Genomic DNA, 22,617 nt, shown 5'->3' with positions numbered 1-22,617 from the left:
CAGTCTAGTGCCATGCTGCGGTGGGAATCGGGCGCGCCGGAGCCAAACCCCCGCGACATTTGAGAACACGCAACTGGGCCGGCTGGGTCTCGACCGCCAGGCGCAGCGCCGCAGGCGAAGGGTTGACCGCTTCGCACAAGGGGCGATAGGCGAAGGCAAGCGTGTGACCGGTCTCAGCAGCGACCTGCAACCGACGCAAGGCACGATCATCGACCTGTCGCGGCCAACACAGCACCGCGCCACAGCTACCGGAACGCAGACACTGCTCAGCGGCCCATAAGGCGTCGCGACCCTGAGCGTTTACGATCGTCAATTGACGGAGATCGATACCGGCCGCCAGCCAGGCCTGGGGATAGGGCACGTGCGGAGGTCCCACCAGAACCACACGTTCTCTCGCCTTGGTCAGTCGTGCGAGGGTCGGCCAGAGCAGGCGCAGCTCGCCAATGCCAGTACTGGCGAAGAGTATTTCGCTTAGCGCTGATTCTGGCCAGCCGCCGCCAGGCAGCGCGGCATCCAGTGCGGAATGTCCGGTTGGCTGGGTATCAGACGAAACGATACTGCCCTGGCCGCGCCACAAACGGCGCGCATCAAGTAGGTGGTTGAGGGCGACCACAGAGGACATGAGGAGAGGCACCGAATACTGTATATGAATACAGTATTAATTTTGCCGGAGTGACGGTCAAGTTGAAGCGATGAACCGGCAGATCTGGAAGAGTGATTGGGCCATCCAATCCCCGCACAACGCCCAAAGGAAACGCGTTTATGCAAACTTAATAGCATAAACAAATAAGCCTTTATTCTTTTCCGTTTTATTTGGTAGTGGCTAGACTTTGCTCATCACGTTGGAGGTCGCAATGCGCAGCGAATCGATTCACTACCTGATCGTACCTGGCTGGCAAGGCTCGCCTGCCGCTCACTGGCAAAGTCATTGGCAGCGCCGTCTGCCCAACAGTGCTCGGGTAGAGCAGGCCGATTGGCAGAACCCTCTTCGCGAACAATGGGTTGCCGAGCTGGACCGGAGCATTTCATCCAGCGCTGAGCCAGTGATCCTGTTGGCGCACAGCTTGGGATGCATCACCGTCGCCCACTGGGCTGTGCAAGCTTCGGCTGACACGCTGGAGCGGGTGCAGGGTGCATTGCTGGTCGCCCCGGCTGATGTGCAGCGCTATAACTGTCCCGATGCCTTGCGCAATTTCGCACCGATTCCCAGCCTTGCCCTGCCGTTTCCAAGCCTGCTGATCGGCTCCGATAACGATTCCGCCGCTTCAGCGAGCAGAGCCCGTCAGCTAGGTCAGGAATGGGGCAGCGAGACAGTCATTCTCAACGGCGCGGGCCACATCAATACTCAATCGGGGCATACCCGCTGGGAGCAGGGCTTCGCTTACTTGTATCGTTTGCAAGACCGCATTCTTCAGCAGATTCGTAGAACGGCCTAAGGCAAACGATTCACGACCCGACCGCCTGCCTCTATGCGGTCGTTAACAGCAACTGCACGGGAGAGTAAACATGAGTATCCGTCTTGGTGATATTGCCCCCGACTTCGAGCAGGACTCCAGCGAAGGGCGAATCCACTTTCATGAATGGCTCGGCGACAGCTGGGGCGTGCTGTTCTCGCATCCGGCGGATTTCACACCGGTGTGCACCACCGAGCTCGGCTTCACCGCCAAGCTCAAGGATGAATTTGCCAAGCGCAACGTCAAGGCTATTGCGCTATCCGTGGATCCGGTGGATTCGCATGTGAAATGGATCGATGACATCAATGAAACGCAGAGCACCCAAGTCAATTTCCCGATCCTGGCTGACGCTGATCGTAAGGTATCTGCGCTGTACGATCTGATTCACCCCAACGCCAACGATACCCTCACGGTACGTTCGCTGTTCATCATCGATCCGAATAAGAAGGTACGTCTGACGATCACGTATCCAGCGAGCACCGGTCGAAACTTCAACGAAATCCTGCGTGTGATCGATTCGTTGCAGTTGACCGACAACCATAAGGTCGCGACGCCAGCCAACTGGCAGGATGGCGACGACGTGGTGATCGTGCCTTCGCTTCAGGACGAGAATGAAATTAAGCAGCGTTTTCCAAAGGGATATCGTGCGGTGAAGCCTTATCTGCGCCTCACTCCGCAGCCGAATCGAAGCTAGGTCGCGAGTCACGTGCGTCGTGCCTGACTCACCGCTTGGCCGCCCTTTGCTTGTGCTGTAAAAATCAGTCGATTAGGATTCGCGCCCGGGTATGGAGGCGTGAGTGTTCAATCACTCCGCATGCCCTATCGAATGTTGAAGCCCGGTTCGGAGACGACCGGGCTTTTTCATGCGCCGGCTCGCACTACACGAACAGACCGGTTTCGCTTCTGATGGTCAGGAGCTTTAGAGAACGAAGAGAGGATTGCCATGCGCGAACGCTTGTTGGCCGCGGAAAAAGTGAAGGCTATCGAGTGGCAGAGCGGGCAGCTGCGTTTGCTCGACCAGCGCAAATTGCCGTTGGAAGAGATATGGCACACCTACGATTCAGCGGCGGCGGTGGCACAGGCCATTCGTGAGATGGTCGTGCGCGGTGCTCCTGCGATCGGGATCAGTGCGGCCTATGGGCTGGCGTTGGGGCTCAGAGCTCGGCTCGCCGAAACCAGCGACTGGCGCGCGGCGCTGGAGGCGGACTTCAAAGTGCTGGCCGACTCGCGACCGACCGCGGTCAATCTGTTTTGGGCGTTAAATCAGATGCGCGAACGGCTGGATCGACTGAAGCCAGGCGAAGATCCGCTGACTGCTGCTGAAGCTCAGGCCGCGTCCATACATGCAAGCGATCGTGAAGCTAATCTCACCATGGCGCAGTTCGGCGTTGACCTGATCCGCAAACATCAGGGTAATCCTCAGAATCTGCTCACTCACTGTAATACCGGCGCGTTGGCCACCGGCGGTTTCGGTACGGCGCTCGGGGTCATTCGTGGGGCGCATCTCGAAGGGCTTGTTGAATGCGTTTATGTCGATGAAACGCGGCCCTGGCTGCAAGGCTCCCGGCTGACTGCTTGGGAGCTGGCAGGCGAGGGTGTGCCGGTCGCGCTCAATGCCGATTCAGCGGCGGCGCACCTGATGAAGACGCGCGGCATCACCTGGGTCATCGTTGGGGCTGATCGGATCACCGCTAATGGTGACGTGGCCAATAAAATCGGCACCTACCAGCTCGCCGTGCTGGCGATGCACCATGGTGTGCGGTTCATGGTGGTGGCGCCAAGCTCGACCATCGACATGGATCTCGAAACTGGCGATGACATTCCCATCGAGGAGCGCGCCGGTCACGAGTTGCTTGAAGTCAATGGTCAGCGGTTCGCGGCAGATGTCGAAGCATTCAACCCGGTATTCGATGTCACACCGGCTGACCTGATCGATGCGATCGTAACGGAGAAGGGCGTCGTGGAACGTCCGAATGCTGCGAAGCTTGCCACCTTGATGAGCCGCAAACGACTCCATTGATTCACGTACGCACAGACCGAGCCGAAGATCGCGGGATGTGCTTCCTGGAGCCTCCGGCTCGCCAGCTGTGATACCATTCCGCGCTTAATCGCAGGACCCTGCTGACTATAAGGAACCAGGCTTCCATGGGCGAACTGGCCAAAGAAATCCTCCCGGTCAATATCGAAGACGAACTCAAGCAGTCCTACCTCGATTACGCGATGAGCGTAATCGTCGGTCGTGCGCTGCCGGATGCGCGCGACGGATTGAAGCCTGTGCATCGCCGTGTGCTTTTTGCCATGAGCGAGCTGGGTAACGACTGGAACAAGCCGTACAAGAAATCCGCCCGTGTGGTCGGTGACGTAATCGGTAAGTACCACCCCCACGGTGACTCGGCGGTTTACGACACCATCGTGCGGATGGCGCAGCCATTCTCGCTGCGCTACATGCTGGTCGATGGCCAGGGCAACTTCGGTTCGGTCGACGGGGATAACGCAGCAGCCATGCGTTATACCGAAGTTCGTATGGCCAAGCTGGCGCACGAGCTGCTGGCTGATCTCGATAAAGAAACCGTCGACTGGGTGCCCAACTACGACGGCACCGAGCAGATTCCGGCGGTCATGCCGACCAAGATCCCGAACCTGCTGGTTAACGGTTCAAGCGGCATCGCCGTCGGCATGGCAACCAACATCCCGCCGCACAACCTGGGCGAAGTGATTGATGGTTGCCTGGCGCTGATCGAGAACGCTGATATCACCATCGATGAGCTTATGCAGTTCATCCCGGGCCCAGACTTCCCCACGGCAGGCATCATCAATGGCCGCGCTGGTATCGTCGAAGCCTACCGCACGGGTCGCGGACGCATTTATATGCGTGCTCGCTCGATCATCGAGGACATCGACAAGGTCGGTGGTCGTCAGCAGATCGTCATCACCGAGCTGCCTTACCAGCTGAACAAGGCGCGTCTGATCGAAAAGATCGCCGAGCTGGTGAAGGAGAAGAAGCTCGAAGGCATCACCGAACTGCGCGACGAGTCCGACAAGGACGGCATGCGCGTGGTTATCGAGCTGCGCCGCGGCGAAGTGCCTGAGGTGATCCTCAATAACCTTTACGCCCAGACCCAGCTGCAAAGCGTGTTCGGCATCAACGTCGTTGCCCTCATAGACGGCCAGCCCCGTACACTGAACCTCAAGGAGCTACTCGAAGCCTTCGTTCGCCATCGCCGAGAAGTCGTGACCCGCCGGACGGTCTACGAGCTGCGTAAAGCGCGTGAACGTGGGCATATTCTCGAAGGTCAAGCGGTTGCGCTGTCCAACATCGATCCAGTCATTGCCTTGATCAAAGCCTCGCCGACGCCGGCCGAGGCTAAAGAAGCCCTGATCGCCGAAGCTTGGGAGTCGAGCGCCGTTGAATCGATGGTCGAGCGTGCCGGTGCGGACGCCTGTCGGCCCGATGGGCTCGATCCTCAGTACGGTCTTCGCGACGGTAAATACTATCTTTCGCCGGAACAGGCCCAAGCCATTCTGGACCTGCGCCTGCATCGTCTGACTGGCCTTGAGCACGAGAAGCTGCTCAGCGAGTACCAAGAGATCCTGACTCAGATCGGCGAGCTGATCCGTATCCTGACTGATCCGGTACGCCTGATGGAAGTCATCCGCGAGGAGCTCGAAGGTGTTAAACGAGATTTTGGCGATGCACGTCGTACCGAGATTCTCGAGGCGCGCCTGGATTTGACCCTGGCAGACCTGATCACCGAAGAAGAACGCGTCGTTACCATTTCCCATGGTGGCTATGCCAAGTCGCAGCCTCTGGCAACCTATCAGGCGCAGCGCCGCGGTGGTCGGGGCAAGGCCGCTACAGGAGTGAAGGAAGAGGATTACGTCGAGCATTTGTTGGTCGCCAACAGCCACACCACGCTGCTGTTGTTCTCCAGCAAGGGCAAGGTTTACTGGCTCAAGACTTACGAGATTCCCGAGGCCTCACGCGCCTCACGCGGACGGCCGCTGGTCAACTTGCTGCCGCTGACGGAAGGCGAATACATCACGGCCATGCTGCAAGTGGACATCGAAGCCGCGCGCCAGCAACAGCTGAACGGCGAGGATGATGTTGAAGACGCCGACATCGTCAGCGAAAGCGACGAAGCGGAAGAGTCGCTGGAAGGCGAAGACGTTGACGAGTCGGTAGACGAGCCAACCGGCACCTATATCTTCATGGCGACTGCCAAAGGCACTGTGAAGAAAACCCCGCTCTCTCAGTTCAGTCGTCCGCGGAGTGTTGGTCTAATCGCGCTTGGTCTGGAGGAAGGCGATACACTCATCGCTGCTGCGGTTACCGACGGTGCCCGTGAGGTCATGCTGTTCTCTGACGGCGGCAAGGTGATCCGCTTCAAAGAGAAGCACGTTCGCACCATGGGCCGTACCGCTCGCGGTGTTCGCGGTATGCGTCTGCCAGAAGGGCAGCGACTGATCTCCATGCTGATCCCCGAGCCAGATGCGCAGATCCTCACCGCGAGCCTCAATGGCTACGGTAAGCGCACAGTGATTGATGAGTTTCCTCGTCGCGGTCGAGGTGGCCAAGGCGTTATCGCCATGGTGACCAACGAGCGCAACGGCCGCCTGGTCGGTGCCGTTCAGGTGCAGCAGGGCGAAGAGATCATGCTGATTTCCGATCAGGGCACACTCGTTCGTACCCGTGTCGATGAGGTTTCATCGCTGGGTCGCAATACCCAGGGCGTTACGCTGATCAAGCTGGGTAAGAACGAACATCTGGTTGGCCTCGAGCGGGTTCAGGAACCGTCCGAGGAGGACGTCCTGGAAGATATCGAGGCGGTTATCGACGAGGATGCACTGGATAAGGAAATGCCCGTTGTCAGCACCGAGCCAAGCGAAGATGACTTGCTGGGTGGCGGCGGTGACGTTCCGCCAGACGTAGTGCCTACCGACGACGACAATTGATCAAGCGGCGGCGCAGCCCAAAAGGCTCGCCGTCGTTTCGTTGCAGGCCCTGCTGCAGATGAAGGATTGGCAAGCGCTTGACGCAGCCTTAGGCCGCGGACAGCGCGAGCACGGTATCGACCGTTTTTGAGAGAACGAAGATGAGCAAACGCGCCTTTAACTTCTGCGCCGGCCCGGCCGCGCTTCCTGAGGCGGTGCTGCAACGCGCCCAGGCTGAACTCCTTGATTGGCAAGGCCGCGGTCTGTCCGTGATGGAAATGAGCCATCGCAGCGACGAGTACACAGCGATCGCCCATAAGGCAGAGCAGGATTTACGCGATCTGCTGAATATTCCCTCGAACTACAAAGTGCTGTTTCTGCAGGGCGGCGCTAGCCAGCAATTTGCCGAGATACCACTGAATCTGCTGCCTGAAGATGGCGTGGCGGATTACATCGATACCGGCATCTGGTCGCGCAAGAGCATTGAGGAGGCCAACCGTTACGGCCACATCAATGTGGCGGCGAGCGCCAAGCCGTACGACTATTTCGCGATTCCCGGCCAGAATGAATGGAAGCTCAGCCCGGGCGCGGCCTACCTGCACTATGCCAGCAACGAAACAATCGGCGGTTTGCAATTCGACTGGGTTCCCGACGTGGGCGACACGCCGCTTGTTGTCGATATGTCTTCGGACATTCTTTCTCGAAAACTGGACGTTTCCCGCTTCGGCCTCATCTACGCTGGCGCGCAGAAGAACATCGGCCCATCAGGGCTTGTGGTGGTTATCGTCCGTGAGGATTTGCTCGGTCGCGCACGCTCAAGCTGTCCAACGATGCTCAACTACAAGGTCGCCGCCGACAACGGGTCCATGTACAACACGCCTGCGACGTTCTCCTGGTATCTCTCTGGTCTGGTATTTGAGTGGCTGAAGGAGCAAGGCGGCGTCGAGGCAATGGAAGAGCGCAACCGCACGAAGAAAGACCTTCTTTACGGCGTAATTGATTCCAGCGACTTCTATTCCAACCCGATCTCCAGTAACTCCCGCTCATGGATGAATGTCCCGTTCCGTCTTGCCGATGAGCAGCTGGACAAGGCATTCCTGGCTGGCGCCGATGCGCGCGGTTTGCTCAATTTGAAGGGCCATCGGTCAGTAGGCGGCATGCGTGCGTCTATCTATAACGCGGTTGGTTTGGACGCCGTCGAGGCGCTGGTGGCCTACATGCGCGAATTCGAGAAGGAGCATGGCTGATGAGTGATGTCGACAGGCTCAAGGCGCTGCGTGTTCGCATCGATAGCCTCGACGAGAAAATTCTCGATCTCATCAGTGAGCGCGCTCGTTGTGCCCAGGATGTGGCCAGGGTCAAGACCGCCTCTCTGGCAGAGGGCGAGGAGGCGGTGTTCTATCGCCCCGAGCGGGAAGCCTGGGTGCTCAAGCACATCATGGAGTTGAACAAGGGACCTCTCGATAACGAGGAGATGGCGCGTCTTTTCCGCGAAATCATGTCGTCCTGTCTGGCGCTGGAGCAACCGCTGCGGGTGGCCTATCTCGGGCCGGAAGGCACGTTCTCACAGGCGGCGGCGCTCAAGCATTTTGGCAATTCGGTGATCAGCAAGCCGATGGCGGCAATCGACGAGGTCTTTCGTGAGGTGGTTGCGGGCGCGGTGAACTTCGGCGTGGTGCCGGTGGAAAATTCTACCGAGGGCGCTGTCAACCACACGCTGGATAGCTTCCTTGAGCACGATATCGTCATCTGTGGCGAGGTCGAGTTACGGATTCACCATCATTTACTGGTGGGCGAAACGACCAAGACCGACCGCATCACCCGCATCTATTCCCACGCGCAATCCCTGGCCCAGTGCCGCAAATGGCTGGATGCGCATTACCCGAACGTCGAGCGCGTGGCTGTCTCCAGCAATGCCGACGCGGCCAAACGTGTGAAGAGCGAGTGGAACTCCGCGGCGATTGCGGGCGACATGGCCGCTCAGCTCTATGGCCTCAGCAAGATTGCCGAAAAGATCGAAGACCGGCCGGATAACTCAACGCGGTTTCTGATCATTGGCAGTCAGGAAGTGCCGCCCACCGGTGATGACAAGACCTCGATCATCGTCTCCATGCGTAACAAGCCGGGCGCGCTGCATGAGCTGTTGATGCCGTTCCACTCCAACGGCATTGATCTCACGCGGATCGAAACGCGGCCGTCGCGAAGCGGTAAATGGACCTACGTGTTCTTCATCGACTGCATCGGCCATCACCAGGATCCGCTGATAAAGGATGTACTGGAGAGAATCGGCCGAGAGGCGGTAGCACTGAAGGTGCTGGGGTCTTATCCGAAAGCGGTACTTTGAAACTGCTGCAAGCGACAAGCGAAGCCTCGCTTTTCCTTGTCCTTTGCCGCTTGAGCTTGAGGCTTTATCTATGAGCTGTGATTTCCTCGCGCTGGCTCAGCCAGGCGTGCAAAAGCTGTCGCCCTACGTTCCGGGAAAACCCGTAGACGAGTTGGCCCGTGAACTCAATCTGGATCCCGCAACTGTTGTAAAGCTGGCCAGCAACGAGAACCCACTGGGGCCAAGCCCCAAGGTCCTTGAGGCGATCAAGGCGCAGCTTGGCGAATTGACACGCTACCCTGACGGCAACGGCTTCGTACTCAAACAAAAACTGGCTCTGCGATACGGCGTCGCGCTCGAGCAGGTCACGCTCGGCAATGGATCAAACGATATCCTCGAGTTGGTCGCACGCGCTTATCTCGCGCCAGGCTTGAATGCCGTATTCAGTGAGCACGCGTTCGCGGTTTATCCGATCGCCACTCAGGCCGTCGGCGCTCAGGCGAAGGCCGTTCCGGCACGCCAATGGGGCCATGATCTTGAAGCCATGCTGGCGGCCATTGATGAACACACCCGTGTCGTTTTCATCGCCAATCCAAACAATCCCACTGGTACATGGTTCGACACCGAAGCACTGCAGCGCTTCCTTTCTGGTGTGCCGGAGCATGTGCTGGTTGTGCTCGATGAGGCCTATATCGAGTATGCGGAGGGTGGGGAGCTGCCAGATGGCCTGACCTTTCTCGCATTGCACCCTAATCTGCTGGTCTCCAGAACCTTCTCCAAAGCCTACGGATTGGCTGCGCTGCGTGTCGGTTATGCGATCAGTTCGCCGCAAATCGCCGATGTGCTTAATCGAGTTCGCCAGCCCTTCAATGTGAACAGTCTGGCGCTTTCCGCGGCCTGTGCCGCCCTCGATGATAATGAATACCTAGCCGCGAGCAGGACCTGCAATACCAACGGCATGCGTCAGCTTGAGGCCGGCTTCAAGCAACTGGGTCTGGAATGGATTCCTTCAAAAGGCAACTTCATTGCGGTCGATTTCGATCGCGATGCGGCTCCTGTAAACCAGGCGTTGCTGCGCGAAGGCGTCATCGTACGGCCGGTCGGAGGCTATGGAATGCCAACCTTTTTGCGGGTTTCAATCGGTACCGAAACCGAAAATGCCCGATTTCTAGATGTTCTGCGCAAGGCACTTGGGCGTTGAGCCGACATGTGGACATGCTTCCCGATGCGCCAATGGTGCGGCGCCTTGTGGTCGTCGGTCTGGGGCTGATCGGTGGCTCCTTTGCGAAGGGGCTGCGTGAAGGTGGGTATTGTGGCGAGGTAGTCGGATTCGATCTTGATGCGCGTTCCCGCGCGCTGGCCGTCGAGCTAGGTGTGGTCGATCGCTGCGCAGCGAGTCTTGCGGAGGCCTGTCAGGATGCGGATGTCATCCAGCTGGCTGTTCCGATTCTGGCAATGGAGCGTCTGTTGGCAGAGCTGGCGACCCTTGATCTCGGAGACGCCGTGCTGACGGACGTGGGTAGCGCGAAGGGTAACGTGGTTCGCTGCGCCCGCGAGCAGTTCGGGAGTGTACCGCCACGTTTCGTGCCTGGGCATCCGATAGCTGGCTCGGAACAGAGCGGTGTCTCGGCTGCCGAAAGCACGCTTTTCCGACGACATAAGGTGATCCTGACACCCTTGGAAGGCACCGATCCGGCTGCGCTCGCGCTTGTTGATGGGCTATGGCGTGCGTTGGGGGCGGATGTCGAGCATATGGATGTCGAACATCATGACAGTGTGCTGGCGGCTACCAGCCATCTTCCGCACTTATTGGCGTTCGGTCTCGTGGATTCGTTGGCTAAGCGCAACGAAAACCTCGAGATATTCCGTTATGCGGCAGGCGGGTTCCGTGACTTCACCCGTATCGCCGGCAGTGACCCAGTGATGTGGCACGACATCTTTCTCGCCAACCGCGAGGCGGTGTTGCATACCCTGGATGATTTTCGTACCGACCTCGATGCGCTACGTGCCGCGGTCGATGAAGGAGACGGGCACACGTTGTTGGGCGTGTTTACGCGCGCCAAGGCTGCCCGAGAACATTTCAGCAAAATACTGGCTCGCAGAGCCTATGTGGACGTTATGCATTCCAAAGATCTGATCTTCCTTGCAAATCCTGGCGGCAGCCTCAGTGGGCAACTTCGCGTGCCGGGCGATAAATCCATTTCGCATCGTTCGATCATGCTCGGCTCGCTTGCCGAAGGGACCACAGAGGTCGAAGGCTTTCTCGAGGGAGAAGATGCCCTTGCGACTATCCAGGCATTTCGCGACATGGGCGTCGTGATTGAAGGACCGAATCAGGGGCGCGTTACGGTCCATGGTGTCGGACTGCATGGCTTGAAGCCGCCGCCTGGTCCGATCTACCTGGGTAATTCCGGGACCTCAATGCGGCTGCTGTCTGGCCTGCTGGCCGCTCAGTCATTCGACACCACCCTGACCGGTGACGCTTCGTTGTCCAAACGACCCATGAACCGCGTCGCCAAGCCGCTGCGTGACATGGGAGCGGTGATCGAGACTGCAGCCGAAGGGCGCCCGCCTGTGACCATTCGCGGCGGCCAGAGATTGTCCGGCATGCATTATCAAATGCCGATGGCCAGCGCCCAGGTGAAGTCCTGCTTACTTCTGGCAGGGCTTTATGCGGCTGATAGGACATCTGTTACTGAGCCAGCGCCAACACGGGATCATACGGAACGGATGCTGCAGGGTTTCGGCTATCCAGTGAAGGTTGAAGGAAGCACGGCGACGGTCGAGCCGGGCCACACGCTGCACTCAACTCACATCGAGGTGCCGGCCGATATCTCATCGTCCGCCTTCTTTATGGTTGCGGCCAGCATCGCGCCGGGCTCCGACGTCTTGCTCGAGCACGTTGGCGTCAATCCGACCCGAACTGGCGTCATCGACATTCTCAAGCTGATGGGCGCTGACATCGAGCTGACCAACCCGCGGGAAGTGGGCGGTGAGCCGGTGGCGGATATCCGTGTGCGGGCCGCCCAGCTCAAAGGCATCGATATACCGGAAGATCTTGTTCCGCTCGCTATCGACGAGTTCCCGGTTTTGTTCGTCGCAGCGGCCTGTGCCGATGGGCGCACGACACTGCGCGGCGCTGAGGAACTGCGAGTGAAGGAATCCGATCGAATTCAGGTGATGGCCGATGGTCTGCAAACGCTCGGCGTCAAGGCTACCCCGACGCCGGATGGCATTATCATTGAAGGCGGCACGACCTTTAACGGTGGCGAGGTGTCGGCGCACGGCGACCACCGCATCGCGATGTCTTTCAGTGTGGCCGCACTCCGGGCTAGCGCACCGATCCGAATTCACGATTGCGCGAATGTGGCCACTTCGTTTCCGAACTTCCTCGCATTGGCCGAGCGCGCCGGGATGCGAGTCGGTGTAGAGGATGATTCATGATCACTCCGGTTCCGGTCATCACCATTGACGGCCCAAGCGGCTCTGGCAAGGGTACGGTCGCGGCGCTCGTAGCGGCCAAGCTTGGATGGAATTTCCTGGACTCCGGCGCGCTTTACCGACTGCTCGCGTTCGCCGCGCGTAACCATGGTGTCGATCTAACCAACGAAGAAGCGCTCAAGTTGTTGGCTGCGCATCTGGACGTCCAGTTCGGCGCAGGAAAGGGCGGCCAGGGAATGCAGATCGTTCTCGAAGGCGAGGAGGTCACTCAGGCCATCCGCAACGAACAGATCGGCGCCGGCGCTTCACAGGTCGCAGCGCTACCAGTCGTGCGCGAGGCGCTGCTGCAACGGCAGAAAGCGTTCCGCGAACCCCCCGGGCTCGTTGCGGACGGTCGTGATATGGGAACCGTGGTCTTTCCTGACGCGCCCCTGAAGATCTTTCTCACTGCCAGTGCTGAAGAAAGAGCACGCAGACGCTTCCTGCAGTTGAAGGACAAAGGTGATGATGTTAATCTCGCGAGTCTTCTCGATGAGATACGGGCGCGTGATGAGCGTGATACCCAACGTGAAGTGGCTCCACTGAAGCCGGCAGACGATGCGATTCAGCTGGATTCAACGAACCTCTCTATCGAGCAAGTGCTAGGACAGATTCTGAGCGAAGTCGCCATTCGCGATTTGGCCTGAAGAACGACCGCCGAGAGGCGGCCTGACGGTCTTTCGATTTCGAGAGCTGTTAACAAGGAGGCATGTGGGAGACCAGATCTAGTCCCACAGGCCTTTTTTTATATGAATGAACCCACGTCTATCTGGGGTGTGGAGATTGGGCGGATTCTCGTCCGAAAACAGCAGGAATAAACATGAGCGAAAGCTTTGCAGAACTTTTTGAAGAAAGCCTAAAAACCCTCGACATGCAGCCGGGTGCGATCATCACCGGCATCGTGGTCGACATCGACGGTGACTGGGTCACTGTTCATGCCGGTCTGAAGTCCGAGGGCGTCATCCCGGTCGAGCAGTTCTACAACGAACAGGGCGAGCTGACCATCAGCGTGGGTGACGAAGTTCACGTTGCGCTGGACGCGGTTGAAGATGGCTTCGGTGAAACCAAGCTGTCCCGCGAAAAAGCCAAGCGTGCCGAGTGCTGGATTGTTCTGGAAGCGGCTTTCGCAGCTGAGGAAGTGGTCAAGGGCGTTATCAACGGTAAGGTTAAGGGCGGCTTCACTGTCGACGTTAACGGCATCCGTGCGTTCCTGCCAGGTTCCCTAGTTGATGTCCGTCCAGTGCGTGATACCACACACTTGGAAGGCAAGGAACTCGAGTTCAAGGTCATCAAGCTCGACCAGAAGCGCAACAACGTTGTCGTTTCCCGTCGTAGCGTCCTGGAAGCCGAAAACAGCGCCGAGCGCGAAGCTCTGCTGGAATCGCTGCAGGAAGGCCAGCAGGTCAAGGGTATCGTCAAGAACCTCACAGATTACGGCGCGTTCGTGGATCTGGGCGGCGTGGACGGCCTGTTGCACATCACCGACATGGCCTGGAAGCGCATCAAGCATCCGTCGGAAATCGTTAACGTTGGCGACGAGATCGACGTCAAGGTACTGAAGTTCGATCGCGAGCGTAACCGCGTTTCCCTGGGTCTGAAGCAACTGGGCGAAGACCCATGGGTTGCTATCAAGGCTCGTTACCCAGAGAACACTCGCGTTGTGGCCCGCGTCACCAACCTGACTGACTACGGCTGCTTCGCTGAGCTGGAAGAAGGCGTTGAAGGTCTGGTACACGTCTCCGAAATGGATTGGACCAACAAGAACATCCACCCGTCGAAGGTCGTACAGGTCGGCGACGAAGTGGAAGTCATGGTTCTGGACATCGACGAAGAGCGTCGTCGTATCTCCCTTGGCATCAAGCAGTGCAAGTCCAACCCATGGGAAGACTTCTCTGGCCAGTTCAACAAGGGCGACCGCATCTCCGGCACCATCAAGTCGATCACCGATTTCGGTATCTTCATTGGTCTGGACGGCGGCATCGACGGTCTTGTTCACCTGTCCGACATCTCCTGGAACGAAGCCGGTGAAGAAGCTGTGCGTCGCTTCAAGAAGGGCGACGAGCTGGACACGGTCATCCTGTCGGTCGATCCGGAGCGTGAGCGCATCTCCCTGGGCATCAAGCAGCTGGAAGACGATCCGTTCTCCAACTACGCCTCCGTCAATGACAAGGGCAGCATCGTTCGCGGAATCGTGAAAGAAGTTGACGCCAAAGGCGCCATCATCGATCTGGGTAACGATATCGAAGCTACGCTGAAAGCCTCCGAAATCAGCCGTGACCGCGTTGAAGACGCGCGCAACGTTCTGAAAGAAGGCGAAGAAGTCGAAGCCAAGATCATCAGCATCGACCGCAAGAGCCGCGTTATCAGCTTGTCCATCAAGTCGAAAGACGTTGAGGATGAGAAAGACGCGATGAAGGAACTGCGTACCAAGCAGGACGTAGAGCCGACTGCCGGTCCGACCACCATTGGTGATCTGATCCGCGCGCAAATGGAAAACCAGAACTAAGTTCTGCAATCCATTGAAAAAGGGCGACTTCGGTCGCCCTTTTCTGTGGTTGTCTCGTGCCCGGAGTGGGCGTCTCTTCCTGCGTCCTGCGTCCTGCGTTTGGCTTTTTGCCTTTCCGTTGTGCCGAGGCTAAACGCTGAGCACAGATGGCCCATGGCAAAGCCCTGCAATGTGCGCACTTCCCGTCGCGGCTAATCTATGGCACCGCCGCCCGACAGCGCCTGGTTAACCTCTAGCCAGCCGGCCACCGCTTGCTCCCCCGTCCGACTGAACACCCGTTCGAGTAGACGAACCTGTTCTCGTCTTAGCGCCTGTTCCAGCTTGGCGCCATCAGGTGTGAAGCGCAGCATGCGCTTGCGCTTGTCATCTTCTGCCGTTCTGCTTTCAACCAGATGCATCTCAATGAGTTGCCGTAGCGGTATGTTCAAGGCCTGCTTACTTACGCCGAGGTAGCCGAGCAACTCCTTCACGCTAAGGTCGGGATAGCTGGCGATAAAAAACAGAATGCGGTGGTGAACACGGGAGAGCCCGCGGCGCGCTAGCATTTCGTCCGGTTTGGCTGTGAAGGCTTGATAGCCGAGGAAGAAGCTCTCCATGATTTGTCGCTGAATTGTGCTTTTTTTTAGGTCAGGCATATTGACGTATTCACAAGCGTAGGCGTAATTTCGGTCAAGTAGTTTGACTTATTTACTTCCTCCTTGCATCTGGTACCCCATGGCCTTCTCCGAACGCGTCGACCGCCTGAAAAGCTCGCTGATCCGTGAAATTCTCGCCGCCGCGCAGCGCCCCGAAGTGATGTCGTTTGCCGGAGGGTTACCCGCCGAAGCGATGCTGCCAAAGGTCGAATGGTCGCAGATGCCGTCAACTATGGGGCAGTACGGGATGAGTGAGGGGGAGCCGGGGTTACGTGAGGCGATCGCTGCCGAAGCGCGTGCACTTGGTGTTGCCTGCTCGGCGGATCAGGTACTGATCGTCAGTGGTTCCCAACAGACGTTGGATCTCGCATCCAAGCTGTTTATTGATCGCGGCACCCAGGTATTGCTAGAGGCGCCGACCTATCTGGCTGCGCTACAAGCTTTTCAATTGTTCGGTGCTGAATGCTTGGCCGTACCGCAGGAGGCGGACGGGCCATCGCTGGTTGCCCTGCGTCATAGCCTTGAGCACCACAGGCCGGCCTTTGCGTACTTTATTCCCACCTTTCAAAACCCATCTGCGGTGCGCTACAGCGACGATAAGCGTAACGCTGTTGCAGCGCTGCTCGACGAATTCAACGTTACGCTCATTGAAGACGAGCCCTACCGCGAGCTAGTTTTCGATGAAGGCGATGCCAAGCCCATTGTCAGCCGTATGCGTCACGCTAGCTGGATCTACACCGGCACGATCTCCAAGACATTGCTGCCCGGACTGCGCGTCGGCTATTTGATCGCTACCCCGGATCTTTTTCCGTATCTGCTACGCCTGAAGCAATCGGCCGATCTGCACACCAATCGCATCGGTCAGTGGCAGGCGCTGCAATGGTTGGGCAGTGATCAGTACCGCTCGCATTTGAATGAACTGCGCCATTTCTATCGTTTGCGCCGTGATGCAATGCAGGCCGCGCTGGCGGAGCATTTTGGTGATCTGGCGGAGTGGCAGCTTCCCCAGGGAGGGCTGTTTTTCTGGTTGCAGCTAAAGCAGCAGGTCGATACGCGAACACTGCTGAAGCCGGCGCTCGGACAAAACGTTGCGTTTATGCCAGGTGAACCTTTTTTCATCAATCCTGATGAGAACCTTGGCTATTTACGACTGAACTTCAGTCACGTCCCGCCTGATCGGCTGGCCGAAGGGATCCGTCGGCTCGCGAGTGTGGTTCGTGATGCCAGCATGATTGAGGCGGCTTGATCAACGAGATTGACGCTGCGTGGCCCTGGGAGAAACAAATGGCGTACAAGGTTTACGGCGATTACCGGTCTGGCAATTGCTACAAGATAAAGCTGATGCTGCATTTGCTCGGTCGGGATTACAGCTGGGTCCCGATCGATATTCTTCGCGGTGAAAGCCGCGAAGAGTTTTTTCTGAAAAAAAACCCCAACGGCAAGATTCCCGTGCTCGAGCTCGAAGACGGCACATGTCTGTGGGAATCAAATGCGATCCTCAATTTCCTTGCGGAAGGGTCGGAATTTTTGCCCTCGGATCCACGGCTGCGCACACAGGCCCTGCAATGGCAGTTCTTTGAGCAGTACAGTCATGAGCCATTCATTGCCGTGGCGCGATTCATCAAGGTTTACTTGGGTTTGCCCGAGGAGCGTCTGGATGAATATGCGGCAAAGCAACTGGACGGTTATCACGCGCTGAATGTTATGGAGCAACAGTTACTGCGCACGCCATATCTGGTCGGTGATCACTATTCGATTGCAGATGTCGCGCTGTATGCCTATACGCACGTAGCGGAAGAGGGTGGGTTCAGCCTAGAGGGCTACCCGGCGATTTGTGCCTGGTTGCGGCGTGTTGCCAGCCATCCTCGGCATGTGGGGATGTTTGACTAAGGTGTCGCTGAGGCAGTCACGAACAGTGAGAGGCCGAGAAGCCGCTTCGGCTTCTCGGCCGAGCAGGCTACTTGACCAGACCCAAAAACTCGCTGCGGGTGGCGGCATTCTCACGGAATTGCCCAAGCATCACCGAAGTGACCATTGACGAGTTTTGTTTCTCAACGCCCCGCATCATCATGCACATGTGCTGAGCTTCTATAACCACTGCCACGCCCCATGCGCCGGTAACCGTTTGGATCGCCTCGGCGATTTCACGCGTGAGATTTTCCTGAATCTGCAGGCGGCGGGCATACATATCTACGATACGGGCGACCTTCGACAGCCCAAGTACTTTTCCATTGGGCAGATAGGCCACATGAGCCTTGCCAATGAATGGAAGCATGTGGTGCTCGCACAGGGAGTAGAGCTCGATGTTCTTCACCAACACCATCTCGCTGTTGTCGGAGCTGAACAACGCACCATTCGTAACGTCTTCTAGCGTTTGTTGGTAGCCTTTGCACAAGTACTGCATGGCTTTTGCTGCGCGCTTGGGCGTATCAAGCAGGCCCTCGCGGTTGACGTCCTCACCCAGCTGGCCAAGGATCGCGGTGTAATGTGTTTCCAGGGACATGAGACTACCTGTCAGGCTTGCAAAATAGCGCTAGTGCGAAGGTTAGGGGGTCGGCCGCTGGGCCGCAAGCAGCGTACTGCAGAATAGCCACCTGGCTGGCCGGCTACTCGTCGCGGCCTTCAAGCATGGTTCGCTTCAGGATTACATAGACCGCGCCGGTACCGCCATGTCTTGGCAGGCAGGAGGTGAAGCCAAGAACCTGAGCGTGTTGGCGTAGCCAGGTATTGACATGGCTTTTGATCAGAGGCCGTTTGCCATCGATTCGCGCAGCCTTGCCATGGGTAACGCGTACGCAGCGGATTTCGAATTTGCACGCTTCGGCGAGGAAATCCCAGAGCAGCTCGCGAGCTTTCTCCACACTTAGGCCATGAAGGTCCAGGCTGCCCTCGAACGGTATCTGTCCCGCCTTCAGTTTGCGCATCTGGCTGTCTTGCACACCGTCACGCACCCAATACAACTCATCTTCAGCCGCGACATCGATGACGAACTGGTCGGATAGTCCGTCAATACGGGTTTCATTGTCACTGGTTACCGCGTTGGCTCGTCGAGTGGCTATTTGAGCTTTGTTGTTGCGGGGCTTGCCCGTGTCAGCACGGTCGTGTTGGATCGGCTTGACGCCACGGACAGCAGATTTGAACAGTGAAAAGTCGTCTTCTTGCATGAGGCCTCCGCGTTGGCCGCCGATTTTACCCCAAGCGTACCTTTAGCCGCTTCCCCCGGGCGTGGACAGGAGTGCTCAACGCCGTTTAGCGTCTTTTGCTCAATCTCCGTGACATGCTTAATCCGCCGGGCGCGTGCGATCGGCGGCGCACACTTCGTCTGATGAACAGGCCGAGCGTGAGCAGAACGAGGCCAGTTACCAACAAGGTTATTGAAGCCTCGCGATCAAGCGCCAGGCTGGCAATGAACGCGTGGTCGCTTAGCAGCGAACCTGCGCCAGAGGCTGCCAACAATACGCCGACAAGCATCAGCAACAGGCCAAGGGCCGCCGCGAGCCGCGAGCCCCAGCTCCGCTGCTGGCGGGGGCGGAGGCGGCGTGCATCGAATCCATCGGTTCGTTTCATCGCGACTACCTCGTTGCTTAGGCGGAGACCGGCATCAACGCGGTCAGTTTTTTCACTCTCTGCTCAATGCTTACCAGCTCGCGTGACGCTACATTAATGCTGCAGCATCGCTCACACAAACGGCGAAATTGTCAGCCAGAATGGTCATTTCCATGCGGTGAACCTGTGCGGCGTCGATTGCGCCGTCTCCCATAGGAAGATCTCGGGTCGCGCAAGCCTTGTCCACGAGCGTGCAGCGGTATCCGTAATCTTTCGCCGCGCGTACCGTGGTGCTGACGCTGGAATGAGTCATGAAACCACACACGATCAGATCGAGCCGCCCGTGTTGCTGCAACAGGTCATGCAGTTCTGTGCCAGCAAACGCGTTGGGTAATGTCTTTCCGATCACCGTTTCGCCGGCAAGCGGTGCGGCTTCAGGCATGATCTGCCCACGCAAGCCTTGCGGGTCGAACAACCCCCCTGGGATTCCCAGGTGATGAACATGTACAACCGGCGCCCCTGCTGCGCGGGCGGCGGCTAATACTTTGCTAATTTCTTCGAGCGCCGTGCCAAGGTTCGGCAGTGCGAGGGTTCCCGTCCGATATTCTTCCTGAACATCTATGACCACAAGGGTCGCATTAGCCAGCGTCGCCGGTGCATAACTGCGGCCACTGAGCTGAAGCATGGTCTGTGGCTTGGACATGACTGACTCCTTGTTTTGAGAGGGGCCTGATTGTGGCGCCAGATGACCGATATGTGAACCGCCCAAGATGATGATTTCGCCTCCGGGATTACCAGTAATCAGGCAACGGCGCATTGGCACGCTACATCTGCTGAGAAAGTCGTCCGGGCATCGGCTAAACTTCCGCGCTTTTAATAGGAGATGCCGCCGTGACTGCTTCGCCTTCCCGCTTGCGCACCTTGCGCGATTACATTCGTTGGGCCGTCAGCCGTTTCCAAGCCGAGCAACTGTTCTTCGGCCACGGCACGGACAACGCCTGGGATGAGGCGCGCCAGTTGGTGCTCGGCGCTCTGCATTTGCCATGGGAAATGGCGGATAGCTATCTTGATTGTCGTCTTGAAGACGACGAGTGTGAACATTTGCAGGGTCTGCTTCGGCAGCGGATCGAGCAACGCGTTCCAACTGCTTATTTGCTGGGCCAGGCGTGGTTCTGCGGGCTTCCGTTCATCGTTGACGAACGTGTGCTGATCCCGCGCTCACCGATCGGTCAGCTGATCGAGCGACGCTTCGAACCATGGCTTGCGCAAAGTCCCGCCCGGATTCTCGATTTATGCACCGGCTCCGGTTGCATCGGTATCGCCTGCGCATACGAGTTTCTCGATGCCGACGTGGTGTTGGCCGATCTGTCTTATGACGCGCTTGAAGTGGCCAACCGTAATATCGAACTGCATGGCTTGGAAGACCGGGTGTATACCGTGCAGAGCGACGGTTTTGACGGCTTGCCTAAGCAGCGATTTGATCTCATTGTCTCCAACCCACCCTACGTCGATGCGGAAGACTTCGCCGACATGCCTGATGAATATCATCATGAGCCGGCAATGGGGCTGGCCTGCGGCGACGACGGTCTGGATCTGGTACGGCGCATGCTCGCCGAAGCGGCAGATCACCTGAGCGAGACCGGCAACCTGATCGTCGAGGTCGGCAACAGTCAGGTGCATGTAGAAGCGCTGTACCCCGAGGTGGACTTCACCTGGCTTGATTTCACAGAAGGCGGACATGGTGTATTTCTGCTCGCTGCGAGCCAGTGCCTCGAGCATCAGGCCCTGTTTCGCGAGCGGCTAAAACGCTCAGCAGGGTAAGCCGCCACTCACCAGGCGGCATTAGCAATCAGCGGGTCGCAATCCAGATCAGCAGCCCTGCTTGGAATAGTGCGAACGCGATAAGGCAGGCGATGGTGAACCTGAGGGTGCCGTCCTCCCGGCGAAACCGGCTCAGGCGCTCCTGAATGTCCCGGATCTTGTTGTCCTGCTCCAGCAGGTTGCGATCTGCCTGTTCGAGCATGGCGGCCGCTTCCTTCAGCTCGATGATTTGTACCTTGTCGGTATTCCAATCGGGCCGCAGCGTGCTTACCCGGGGCGCGCCATAAGTCGCCTTGAGCTGCTGAGGCTCCGGATACTGCACATCGAAGCCCTGACTCAGCAGGCAATGATCGCGTCGTAAGCGCATCTCTTCGCTGGTGATGTCCTTAGCGGACAGCGCGCCACCTTCCACGAGATAGTGTGCCCATCGTTTCTGCGCCCAAACTGCACCCTGCGCCAGCAGAAACCGTCCAAGACCGCGGTTGGCCGGCTCCATATGCAGTCCCGTATCGGGACCGAAGCGGACCTCTTTGGCTCGATGATCCGCCCAAACCTCGAGAACATTGTGCTTCTTTGACACAACCTGACCCGGCAATCGCACAAACAGCTTCAGCACGCTCTGCTGCGGTGTATGCCGTTCGGCTTGCGCCAATTCCACGAACCTCAACGGCCGCGGGCCGGTATCTCGATCGGTTGGCAATGGCGACAGGCGCACCAGTCGAAACCGATCCGGCGCCAAAGCAGCCCACGGATGCGCCTGTGGCGTATCCGGCGTTAGGGCTTCGTTGCCGTTGGGAGAAGGGGAGCTGTCGGTCATGCTGGCGTCCTGAACCCTTGCGTAGTCATCAGTCGTTGCGGCTGGCATGCAAGGTATCGGCCGACGGTCGGCTAGCTGGAGGCTGGCAATAAGCCATGCTTGCGTAGAAACCGGCTGATGCGCTCTGTCAGTGCGTGGGCGATAGGCAGCTCGGGGTGATTGTAGGACGCGGTTTGCGCGTCATGGTCCGTTGAAACGATGCGCAACACATGGTTCATCCCTGGTATGAGAGCCAGTTCGGCGTCCTCTCGCGCACGCAGCAGTGCTTCGGCGTCCGCTTGTCCGACCTGAATATCATGTGTGCCCTGGATGATCAGCGCCGGTGCGGTCGTTTTAGCGAAAGCGCTCGCCGGGTCCTGCTGGAACAGTGAAATCAGATAGGGCTGCACGCTGGGACGAAACAGCACATGTAGCGCGTCAGGTACCTGCTCGTGAGGACGTCCCGCGTTGAGTTCATCGATCAAGTAATGAGCGGTTGCCAGCAGTGGCGGCGACAGACGGCCCTGAAGTTGTTCGCGAAGTAAAACGTCAATACGCCGGCCACTGCCTGCAAGCATGATCAGTGCAGCTGGATCGACCGACGGGGCAGCCAGGCTGGCGATCAATGCGCCTTCACTGTGGCCGATCAACACTACATCTGAAAAGCGCGGGTCTGCCTTCAATAGCCGTGCCCAGGCGGCTGCATCACTGACATAGTCGTTTACGCTCAGCCGACGTTCGTCCGGCGCTGTCGCCAGGCTTTGGCCAACGCCTCGCTTGTCATAACGCAGACTGGCGATTCCGTGCTTCGCAAGGGCTTGCGCCAAGCGCTTGAGGCTATCGTTGCGGCCCAAGGGATTGTTGCCATTGCGGTCGGTAGGGCCCGACCCGGCGATCAGCAGCGCAACCGGCAAGGGTTCGTTGGTTTTCGGCAGCAAGAGGCTGCCATACAGACGGCCGTCCGGCACCTGCACGGATATCGTCTGGTTCAGCAGCGTTTGGGCCTGTACATGTGGCGCGAGCATGGCGAGGAAAGCAATAAGAAGAAGCAGACGCATGGGCAGGAATACAACCGTCGGCGGAGCGGGTTGGACGAGAGGCGAGCCCGTTGGTTCGCCGGCCGG

At 58.2% G+C, this 22,617-nt stretch carries 20 protein-coding genes; 13 read left to right on the top strand and 7 right to left on the bottom strand.

Annotation, left to right across the window (positions count from 1 at the left end; translation table 11 throughout):
* Positions 1-4: 4 nt before the first annotated feature.
* Positions 5-622 carry a translesion DNA synthesis-associated protein ImuA gene (gene imuA, locus K4O48_RS11990; protein ID WP_222908509.1) on the bottom strand — a complete coding sequence of 206 codons (618 nt, stop codon included), beginning with the start codon at positions 620-622 and terminating at the stop codon, positions 5-7.
* 232 nt (positions 623-854) lie between these two features.
* On the opposite strand from imuA, the gene K4O48_RS11985 reads away from it, so the two are divergent.
* The 10 genes from K4O48_RS11985 (at position 855) to rpsA (ending at position 14,695) form a co-directional block, all read left to right on the top strand.
* Positions 855-1,436 (top strand): alpha/beta hydrolase, encoded by a 582-nt coding sequence (locus K4O48_RS11985; protein ID WP_222908506.1) that lies wholly within the window; start codon positions 855-857, stop codon positions 1,434-1,436.
* Positions 1,437-1,506: 70 nt separating this feature from the next.
* A complete protein-coding gene (locus K4O48_RS11980; protein WP_222908504.1) occupies positions 1,507-2,148 on the top strand; it encodes a peroxiredoxin in 642 nt (213 codons plus the stop codon).
* Positions 2,149-2,397: 249 nt separating this feature from the next.
* The gene (gene mtnA, locus K4O48_RS11975) at positions 2,398-3,474 is read left to right on the top strand and encodes an S-methyl-5-thioribose-1-phosphate isomerase (protein WP_222908502.1); all 1,077 of its coding nucleotides are present in this window, start codon (positions 2,398-2,400) and stop codon (positions 3,472-3,474) included.
* Positions 3,475-3,599: 125 nt separating this feature from the next.
* The gene (gene gyrA / locus K4O48_RS11970; protein ID WP_222908499.1) at positions 3,600-6,407 is read left to right on the top strand and encodes a DNA gyrase subunit A; all 2,808 of its coding nucleotides are present in this window, start codon (positions 3,600-3,602) and stop codon (positions 6,405-6,407) included.
* A gap of 140 nt (positions 6,408-6,547) precedes the next feature.
* Positions 6,548-7,633, top strand: coding sequence for a 3-phosphoserine/phosphohydroxythreonine transaminase (gene serC / locus K4O48_RS11965; protein WP_222908497.1), 1,086 nt, complete (start codon positions 6,548-6,550; stop codon positions 7,631-7,633).
* On the top strand, positions 7,633-8,730 hold the full coding sequence (gene pheA / locus K4O48_RS11960; RefSeq protein WP_222908495.1) for a prephenate dehydratase: 1,098 nt from the start codon (positions 7,633-7,635) through the stop codon (positions 8,728-8,730). Before serC ends, pheA begins: the two co-directional genes overlap by 1 nt.
* Positions 8,731-8,800: 70 nt before the next feature.
* Positions 8,801-9,910, top strand: a complete 1,110-nt coding sequence (hisC, locus tag K4O48_RS11955; RefSeq protein ID WP_222908494.1) for a histidinol-phosphate transaminase — start codon at positions 8,801-8,803, stop codon at positions 9,908-9,910.
* A gap of 14 nt (positions 9,911-9,924) precedes the next feature.
* Complete coding sequence (locus K4O48_RS11950; protein WP_222912081.1) at positions 9,925-12,153, top strand: bifunctional prephenate dehydrogenase/3-phosphoshikimate 1-carboxyvinyltransferase; 2,229 nt, start codon at positions 9,925-9,927, stop codon at positions 12,151-12,153.
* Positions 12,150-12,836, top strand: coding sequence for a (d)CMP kinase (gene cmk, locus K4O48_RS11945; RefSeq protein ID WP_222908492.1), 687 nt, complete (start codon positions 12,150-12,152; stop codon positions 12,834-12,836). The genes K4O48_RS11950 and cmk overlap by 4 nt, the downstream gene beginning before the upstream one ends.
* 173 nt (positions 12,837-13,009) lie before the next feature.
* Entirely contained in the window at positions 13,010-14,695 is a 1,686-nt protein-coding gene (gene rpsA / locus K4O48_RS11940) for a 30S ribosomal protein S1 (protein ID WP_222908486.1), read from the top strand.
* Between the two features lie 191 nt (positions 14,696-14,886).
* Here the strand turns inward: rpsA and K4O48_RS11935 are convergent, their stop codons facing one another.
* The gene (locus tag K4O48_RS11935; RefSeq protein ID WP_222908484.1) at positions 14,887-15,330 is read right to left on the bottom strand and encodes a MarR family winged helix-turn-helix transcriptional regulator; all 444 of its coding nucleotides are present in this window, start codon (positions 15,328-15,330) and stop codon (positions 14,887-14,889) included.
* A 79-nt stretch (positions 15,331-15,409) separates the two neighbouring features.
* Here K4O48_RS11935 and K4O48_RS11930 point away from each other — a divergent pair, with 79 nt between their 5' ends.
* On the top strand, positions 15,410-16,576 hold the full coding sequence (locus tag K4O48_RS11930; RefSeq protein ID WP_222908482.1) for a PLP-dependent aminotransferase family protein: 1,167 nt from the start codon (positions 15,410-15,412) through the stop codon (positions 16,574-16,576).
* Positions 16,577-16,614: 38 nt separating this feature from the next.
* Positions 16,615-17,220 carry a glutathione S-transferase family protein gene (locus K4O48_RS11925; RefSeq protein ID WP_222908480.1) on the top strand — a complete coding sequence of 202 codons (606 nt, stop codon included), beginning with the start codon at positions 16,615-16,617 and terminating at the stop codon, positions 17,218-17,220.
* 67 nt (positions 17,221-17,287) lie between these two features.
* On the opposite strand, the gene folE is transcribed toward K4O48_RS11925, so the two are convergent.
* From folE to K4O48_RS11910, 3 genes are all read right to left on the bottom strand, one after another.
* Positions 17,288-17,833, bottom strand: a complete 546-nt coding sequence (folE, locus tag K4O48_RS11920) for a GTP cyclohydrolase I FolE (protein ID WP_222908479.1) — start codon at positions 17,831-17,833, stop codon at positions 17,288-17,290.
* Between the two features lie 103 nt (positions 17,834-17,936).
* Positions 17,937-18,494 (bottom strand): Smr/MutS family protein, encoded by a 558-nt coding sequence (locus K4O48_RS11915; protein ID WP_222908474.1) that lies wholly within the window; start codon positions 18,492-18,494, stop codon positions 17,937-17,939.
* 491 nt (positions 18,495-18,985) lie between these two features.
* Positions 18,986-19,579 carry a cysteine hydrolase family protein gene (locus K4O48_RS11910; RefSeq protein WP_222912080.1) on the bottom strand — a complete coding sequence of 198 codons (594 nt, stop codon included), beginning with the start codon at positions 19,577-19,579 and terminating at the stop codon, positions 18,986-18,988.
* A 188-nt stretch (positions 19,580-19,767) separates the two neighbouring features.
* Here K4O48_RS11910 and prmB point away from each other — a divergent pair, with 188 nt between their 5' ends.
* Positions 19,768-20,697 (top strand): 50S ribosomal protein L3 N(5)-glutamine methyltransferase, encoded by a 930-nt coding sequence (prmB, locus tag K4O48_RS11905; protein WP_222908472.1) that lies wholly within the window; start codon positions 19,768-19,770, stop codon positions 20,695-20,697.
* 28 nt (positions 20,698-20,725) lie between these two features.
* Here prmB and K4O48_RS11900 read toward each other — a convergent pair whose 3' ends face one another.
* Both K4O48_RS11900 and K4O48_RS11895 read right to left on the bottom strand, forming a co-directional pair.
* Positions 20,726-21,514 carry a hypothetical protein gene (locus K4O48_RS11900; RefSeq protein WP_222908471.1) on the bottom strand — a complete coding sequence of 263 codons (789 nt, stop codon included), beginning with the start codon at positions 21,512-21,514 and terminating at the stop codon, positions 20,726-20,728.
* 71 nt (positions 21,515-21,585) lie between these two features.
* Entirely contained in the window at positions 21,586-22,551 is a 966-nt protein-coding gene (locus tag K4O48_RS11895; RefSeq protein WP_222908470.1) for an alpha/beta hydrolase family protein, read from the bottom strand.
* Between the last annotated feature and the right edge of the window lie 66 nt (positions 22,552-22,617).

Source organism: Pseudomonas sp. DNDY-54, assembly GCF_019880365.1.
In the GTDB taxonomy this organism is placed as follows: domain Bacteria; phylum Pseudomonadota; class Gammaproteobacteria; order Pseudomonadales; family Pseudomonadaceae; genus Stutzerimonas; species Stutzerimonas stutzeri_P.
Note: the sequence above shows the minus strand (reverse complement) of the source record. Positions and strands in the feature narration are given on the sequence as shown.